The sequence below is a fragment of the Pseudomonas sp. C32 genome (genome assembly GCF_030417915.1).
Lineage (GTDB): Bacteria > Pseudomonadota > Gammaproteobacteria > Pseudomonadales > Pseudomonadaceae > Aquipseudomonas.
Genome location: NZ_JAUHUK010000014.1, coordinates 183,308 through 189,597 on the forward strand (window position 1 = coordinate 183,308; position 6,290 = coordinate 189,597).

5 protein-coding genes are annotated in these 6,290 nt (G+C 54.4%); 2 read left to right on the top strand and 3 right to left on the bottom strand.

The genetic code is table 11. From position 1 onward, the window contains the following. Positions 1–38: 38 nt before the first annotated feature. Positions 39–1,280 (bottom strand): pyridoxal phosphate-dependent aminotransferase, encoded by a 1,242-nt coding sequence (locus tag QYH43_RS17740; RefSeq protein ID WP_301157672.1) that lies wholly within the window; start codon positions 1,278–1,280, stop codon positions 39–41. A 348-nt stretch (positions 1,281–1,628) separates the two neighbouring features. Between QYH43_RS17740 and QYH43_RS17745 the strand changes: the two genes are divergently transcribed. Beyond that, entirely contained in the window at positions 1,629–1,928 is a 300-nt protein-coding gene (locus tag QYH43_RS17745) for a helix-turn-helix transcriptional regulator (protein ID WP_301157673.1), read from the top strand. 163 nt (positions 1,929–2,091) lie between these two features. Then, complete coding sequence (locus QYH43_RS17750; RefSeq protein WP_256583271.1) at positions 2,092–2,718, top strand: response regulator; 627 nt, start codon at positions 2,092–2,094, stop codon at positions 2,716–2,718. Positions 2,719–2,772: 54 nt separating this feature from the next. Here the strand turns inward: QYH43_RS17750 and QYH43_RS17755 are convergent, their stop codons facing one another. After that, positions 2,773–3,528, bottom strand: coding sequence for an RHS repeat-associated core domain-containing protein (locus QYH43_RS17755; protein WP_301157674.1), 756 nt, complete (start codon positions 3,526–3,528; stop codon positions 2,773–2,775). Further along, positions 3,528–6,290 (bottom strand): RHS repeat domain-containing protein (locus QYH43_RS17760; RefSeq protein ID WP_367316902.1); only part of this gene is annotated, 2,763 nt, incomplete at its 5' end. The genes QYH43_RS17755 and QYH43_RS17760, both read right to left, overlap by 1 nt.

Here is a 6,290-nt window from a genome sequence, read left to right on the forward strand (position 1 = left end):
CTGACAGATCTGCCAGTGGGAGACCAGCATTTTTTCTGCTACCCGCTTTTCAGCGCATCCAAATCAGAACCGTGTGCAGTTTGACGCGTACTCATCGCTGCTTGTGATATCAGCAAATCCGCCGTACACAACGCCATACGCCGACAGGCGTCCGCCAACCTGGTTTGGTCCACCACCAGGCCGATGCGGATATACCCTGCGGCGCTCGGTCCAAACGCTTCACCCGCCAGCACTGAAACGCCATAACCTTCGAGCAGTCGCTCGGCAAAATGCTGGGCGGAAAGTCCGGTCTGGCGCACATCGACCATCACGAACATCCCGCCATCTGGTCGAACAGGCCGAAGGCCAGGACATTGGCCCAAACTTGAGCACACCAGATCACGTCGCTGCCGATATTCCTCGCGCATCGACGCCACTTCCGGCAGGTCATGATCGAGCGCCAATTGCGCGGCGTTCTGCACAAAATCCGGAATGCCAAACAGCATGCTCAGCGACAGATTGACCAAATGATCGGCCATGGGTTTCGGTCCGATCACCCAGCCGACCCGCCACCCGCTCATGGCGTGGGACTTGGACAGGCTGTTGATGGTCGCGGTGCGTTCGGCCATGCCCGGCAAACTCGCGGGGCTGATGTGCTCGCCCTCGAACAGCAAGTCGCTGTAGACCTCGTCGCTGATCAGCCACAGGTCGTGACGAATGCACAACTCAGCCAGTGCCTGCCAAATGGGCAGCGACAGGCTGGCACCGGACGGGTTGTTAGGGCTGTTGAGCAAGATCGCCCGAGTCTTCGGCGTAATACGCGCCGCGACATCCGCCGGGTCGACGCGAAAGCCATTTTCAGGTCGTACGGGGACGGGAACCACCGTGGCCGCGCAAGCGCCGATCACGCCTTCATAGGTCACGTACATCGGTTCGGCGACGATCACTTCATCGCCCGGGTCGAGCAGGCATTGCACCACCGAATACACCGCGCACTGCGCGCCAGGAAACACGATGACATGCTCGGCCTCTACCACTTGACCGCTGCGTTGCCGATGACGGCGGGCGATGCTATTGCGCAGCCCGGCGCTGCCACGCACTTCTGGATAGTGCGTGTCGCCGGCCAGCAAGCTGTCGATCGCGGCCTGAACGATGGGCCGCGGTGTATCGAAATCCGGATCGCCAATCGAAAGTAGCAACACATCGACACCCTGTGCGCGTAACTCCAATGCTCGATCATGAATCTGCCAGGCCGCCGCTCCGTCACCGGCGATGCGTTGGGTCAAGGCTGAATAGCGCATGGTCTGCTCCTGTTGCGCGAAAATCCTGAGCTCAACCCTATCTGAAATCGCCGAACACGCCAGCTCTGCGTGTGAATCGACGGACGGTAAAAACCTACGCCGCCTCCGTAGGACGCGGATTACACAAGGAAATCTCCCACAACTCAGGCCGTCTTCGCTGACAGCCCTTCACCTAATAGCCGGTTAAAGTGCGCCACCTGTAATTTCTGACAGGTGCCAAAAAGGTTGATCAGCGCTATAAAAAAACCGTGCCTCAAGCCCCACCACCAGGCTTGAAAAACGGCCGCGCGAACCATGCCATTACGATGTAGGAAGATTCCGCCGCGCCCACGCCGTCAATGATGATGAATGGGAGATTCCACCATGTTTCAACCACACACCACCGCAGTTCGTTCATCGCCAGCCCAGATCAACCCAGAGCCCCAGGAAAACCAAATAGCACCCGCGATCAAGCTCACCAACCGCGAAAAAGAAGTCTTGCAGTGGAGCGCCGCCGGCAAGTCATCCTGGGAGATCAGCCGGATCGTCTGTTGCACCGAGTCCGGTGTGAATTACCACTTTTGTAACATCCGCCGAAAATTCGGCGTGAGTTCGCGCTGGACCGCAGTCGTCCGGGCGCTGGAGCAGGGTTTGATTCACATGCCCTGAACCCGTCCCGCAACAGTGGTCATGGCGTCATTGATCCCTGTTGAGGCATTGCATGAATTCGTACCACCCTCCCCACGCTCAACTGCTCCCCACTTCCTGGCCAAGTGCCTGTGACGATATCCAGGTATCGCACAGGCACCGCCCACACAAAGCGCTTCGCATCATGCTCGCCGACGACCACCCCGTGGTACTGATGGGCGCTGAAGTCGCCCTCGGCGATGCTTTTACGATTGTTGCCCAGGCACACAACGCTGATGAGTTGATCAGACACTTGCAGAGCACACCCTGCGATTTGCTGATCAGTGACTACTCCATGCCTTATGGCAATTTTGCCGATGGGCTGAAGTTGATGAGTTATGTAAAAAGGCACTTCAATCACGTGCAGTTGATCGTCATGACGATGTTGCGCAACCCGACCTTGCTCCAGGCCTTGCTCAACATCGGCGTGGAGGGGTTGTTCGATAAACGCAGTGCGCTGAATGACCTTAAACAGTCCGTGCATTCAGTGATCAAGGGACGACGTTTTATAAGCCCGTCATTTGCGCAAGGGCTGCAGGCGCAAGGTTTATCGCGACAGACAGCTGACGCCGCGCAGGTGAGTCTTTCCGAACGTGAGCTGGAGGTGGTGCGGTTGTTTGTTCAGGGCCTGTCCGGCCGACAGATTGCGGCGCAACTGAACCGCAGTGAAAAAACCATCAGCCGCCAAAAAAGAACCGCCATGGACAAGTTGGGGCTTGACCATGACGGTGGGTTGGTTGAGTTTGCGCGCGTTAGTGAATTAACAAGTTAGATTCAAGCCAATTCTAAAAACCGCTCAAGGGTTGATTGAGTAACCACATATACATCAAAGAACCAAATCACGCCTAATCAAATTAACATATTGAGTAAGTTCTTTATTTTCGAATTGCCTAGGAGCAACTTCCTTCATTGGTCTCCGTCCACCGCCCCGCTTAAAGTCATCACCTATCGAAAAATCAAATTCAGTGAGAGCATCAGCAGTAGATTTAGCCTCAGCATTAATTTCACTGTTTACTTTTTTGAGCCTAACTCCCTGCTCGGCTCGCTGCTTGAGCGCCGCAGAAGTTTTTTTTACGTTGGGTTTATTTTTTGTCCCCTCATCAAGAATAACTCTATTAGCCTCCTGCCCTCGAAGTTTGATATCTTTGAGCGTTTCAACTGTAGTGGGCTTTGTTATTGGCTGTGACCCTACCGATCCTTTGATATTTACTGAACCAGGTTTGGATGCGCGAAATAGACGGGTAACATTCCTCCATAGCGACGAAAACCAAAAATGCCCGTCCGGGTCGATGTTACCAACCGGATTTCCTCCACAATACGCATACCCGTTCACCCCACCCTTCCCAAAAGGACTTAAGTCATCAGGACTTTGAAACCTCATCAGCACAGGATTAAATGCTCGATATCCGTTACCCAGCAAATAACGACCTGACTGAGCTTCACAGATCTCCCCGTTAAACCCCAAGTAAGTACTCATTGCACGTTCAGCACTACGATGCCCATAGGCGGTAAAAGAGATCTGGTTTACGTCACCCTTTTCGATTTCCCTGAGCACACTGCCGCTGGCGTCACCCGCCAGCATCAAAACTTTGGGCCATCACCTTCCTGGCGCTCTGCGAGCACAACCCCATAACCGCGCATGAACGTGCTGTTCTTACTCCCTTGTAGCTGGTTCACCAGATTATCGTCCTGGTAGAAACGCTGGTCCTGACCGTGCTCACCCTCCGTCCAGGAAAGCGTATCCTGCGGATCATAGTGATAATCAGTGGGCGTTTCGCCCGCTAGCCCACTGACACGGGCCAATCGACCCAACTCGTCATACTCCAGCGTACGACCCTCCTCGTCACGGACCATATGGCCATCGTCGTTATACTTGAGCACGATTTCGGCGGGATATCCGAAACCCGTAGGTGTGTTGGTGACTTTGGTCAATTGTGCCGGGTCGACACCTTCATAGAAGTATTCGGCAACATTGGTACCGCTAGTACCATCCAGGTTTTCGTAGGTCGTTGTCACACGCGTCAAGTTGTCGATGGCGTCGAATCTGAAGACCTGCTTTTTGATGACCTTGCCATAAGGATCCACTGGCGATTGGTCGCCCGCGGATGTGTAAAGCACCAGCCGTCCCCGTGAATCGTAACCATAGGTTTCAGCGCGCAGCGGATTCGGGCCTTCCTTCAACGTTCTGCTAACCAGTGCATCCACAGCGTTGTAGACCTGAGTCAGTTGTTGCTCGACCCCATTCAGATCGAAAGACCGTGTTATTTCACGCCCCAACCCGTCGTATTCCAGGCTGATGGTCACGCTTTGTTCGCTGGCGCTATCTTGAGTACTGATAGTGCGGGTCTGCCCCAGGCTGTCATAGGTAAATTGCGAATAAGTCGTACCTAGCTGGGTATTTTTGAGGCGACTGGCAGCGTCGTAATTGTACGACTGGGTTTGCCCCAGTACATCGGTGTAGTTCAACAACAAACCCAGGCGGCTGTAGTCGAAGTACATGTCATAGGATTGACTGTTCTGAATACGCTTTTCACTTTTCAAATTACCGGTCGAAAAGTACGCTCGCTGCAATTCCAGACCATCTTCTTTGCAGCTGACAAGGCGTGCATTTTTACCGTCATGTACATACTCGGCCGGTGTTTTACCTGGCAGGCTCCGCCGCTTCGGCTCGTCGCTCAGTTGTAATTCGTAAGCATACTGAATCAGCTGGCCTCTGGCATTAGTGACGGTAGCTGGTTGGAAATGTCCAGGTTCATAGGTGTAGAACTGCGGACGCCCCCCGGTGACCGACTCTTTCATGCGACCCAGGCCATCAAACGCCTGCAAGCCAAGCACACGCCCGTCAACACTGATTTCAATCGGCAAATCCTCGGCGCTATGCTCCGCGTAAGTGCGTTTGACCGTAGCACCGCCCGGAAGAATGTTAGCGACCAACCGGTCAAACTCATCGTAAACGAACCGGGTGATGGCATCGCGAGCATCAATTTCCCTGACGGTGCGTCCAAGTCCGTCATAGCCATACTGATGCTTGCTGACGATCGTCCCGTCGGTTTCAAGGCGTTCAATATGGTTCGGTTTTTCAAAGAGATTCAGGTAGGTCAGCGTCTTGCCGCTGGTCAGCGGCTGCGCACCAGCACCTTCACGCCAGCTCGTCTGGATCGGGGCTTTCCATTCAAGAGTGCCGATAGGGTTCGTTTCTTCAATGACTTTTATCTCGTCCGGCCCGATCGTACAGCGCTGCATACCCCACGCGTCGAATTGGAAAGTAGTCGTCTGGCCCTCTTGTTCTTCGCCCCTCCAGTCGTAATGAGTTTCCTCAACCAGGTTGTCGAAAAAGTCGTAACGGGCAAAGTAAGTTTGACGAAATTCAGAGGCGCGCTGAGGGTTGTCAGCATCCTGACGCTCCTCGTAAATCGGCCGGTTAAGTCCGTCGACGCGTGTGCGGGTTTTCACCCCTTTAACGTCCGTGGTTACCTGCTCGGCCTGTTGCCCATCCGTGGACGTCAAGAAATACGTGTAATAACGGGTGGCTTCGAACTCAGTTACGCCAGGAGCCACTGTTTCGCTGAGCACCCGGGTCAACGCGTCATAGGTGTAGCGAATTCTGACGTTGAGGTCGTCGCGGGTCAGCAATGGCTTGCCGTGAAGCAGTGAGTCTTCGCTGATAATGGTTTTTCTAACCTCCATCCTGCCGGGTACGTCGTCGAAACCCCGGAAGAGTTCAGTCGTCTGCAACACCGTTTCCTCGGCCTGTACACTGTTGAGCATCTCGTAGGTGTATGTGGTGGTGCCGGTCTTGCCATTGATCGTGGTTGTCTTCGTGGCCGGGCGACCATGCAGGAACGCATTACCCACCAGCTGGTTGTAAGTATGTTGAGTCTGCTGCAGCTCTTTGATGACGGTCTCGTTGTCGACCTGCTCCAGTGTCTCGCTACGAATCGCCAGCCAGTCAAACTCCAGGCCGCTGCTGGTCAACGGTTTATGCGCGGCGTACCGCAAGCGGGTACGCAGGGTCGGGGCACCGCTTTCGCCTTTGTCTGATGGGGTCACCACGGTGTCTTTAAGGTTGCGTACAAAGCGGTCCGGAGGGCAATAAACCTCACCATTCTCGCCATCCTCTTTCTCACCTTCCTTGGGGTAGTAGCTGTAGGTGGTCTTGATACCGCTGGGGCTTATCATTTCGATAGGATTGCCGTGCACATCGAAAGCACTCAGCTCCTCTTCAGATCGATACTTCGTCGAGTCGTTGGTCAGTTCCCAATTAGTGGTGATTTTTTTCGGCAACTGAAATTGCGGGGGCTGCGCCGAGAACGGTACGTCTTCGGCGTAAAACTCGGTCTTGAC

Bases quoted from the DNA above. Each gene is read 5' to 3' on its own strand.
- QYH43_RS17740 (WP_301157672.1), bottom strand. From the start codon at position 1,280: ATGCGCTATTCAGCCTTGACCCAACGCATCGCCGGTGACGGAGCGGCG.
- QYH43_RS17745 (WP_301157673.1), top strand. From the start codon at position 1,629: ATGGGAGATTCCACCATGTTTCAACCACACACCACCGCAGTTCGTTCA.
- QYH43_RS17750 (WP_256583271.1), top strand. From the start codon at position 2,092: ATGCTCGCCGACGACCACCCCGTGGTACTGATGGGCGCTGAAGTCGCC.
- QYH43_RS17755 (WP_301157674.1), bottom strand. From the start codon at position 3,528: ATGCTGGCGGGTGACGCCAGCGGCAGTGTGCTCAGGGAAATCGAAAAG.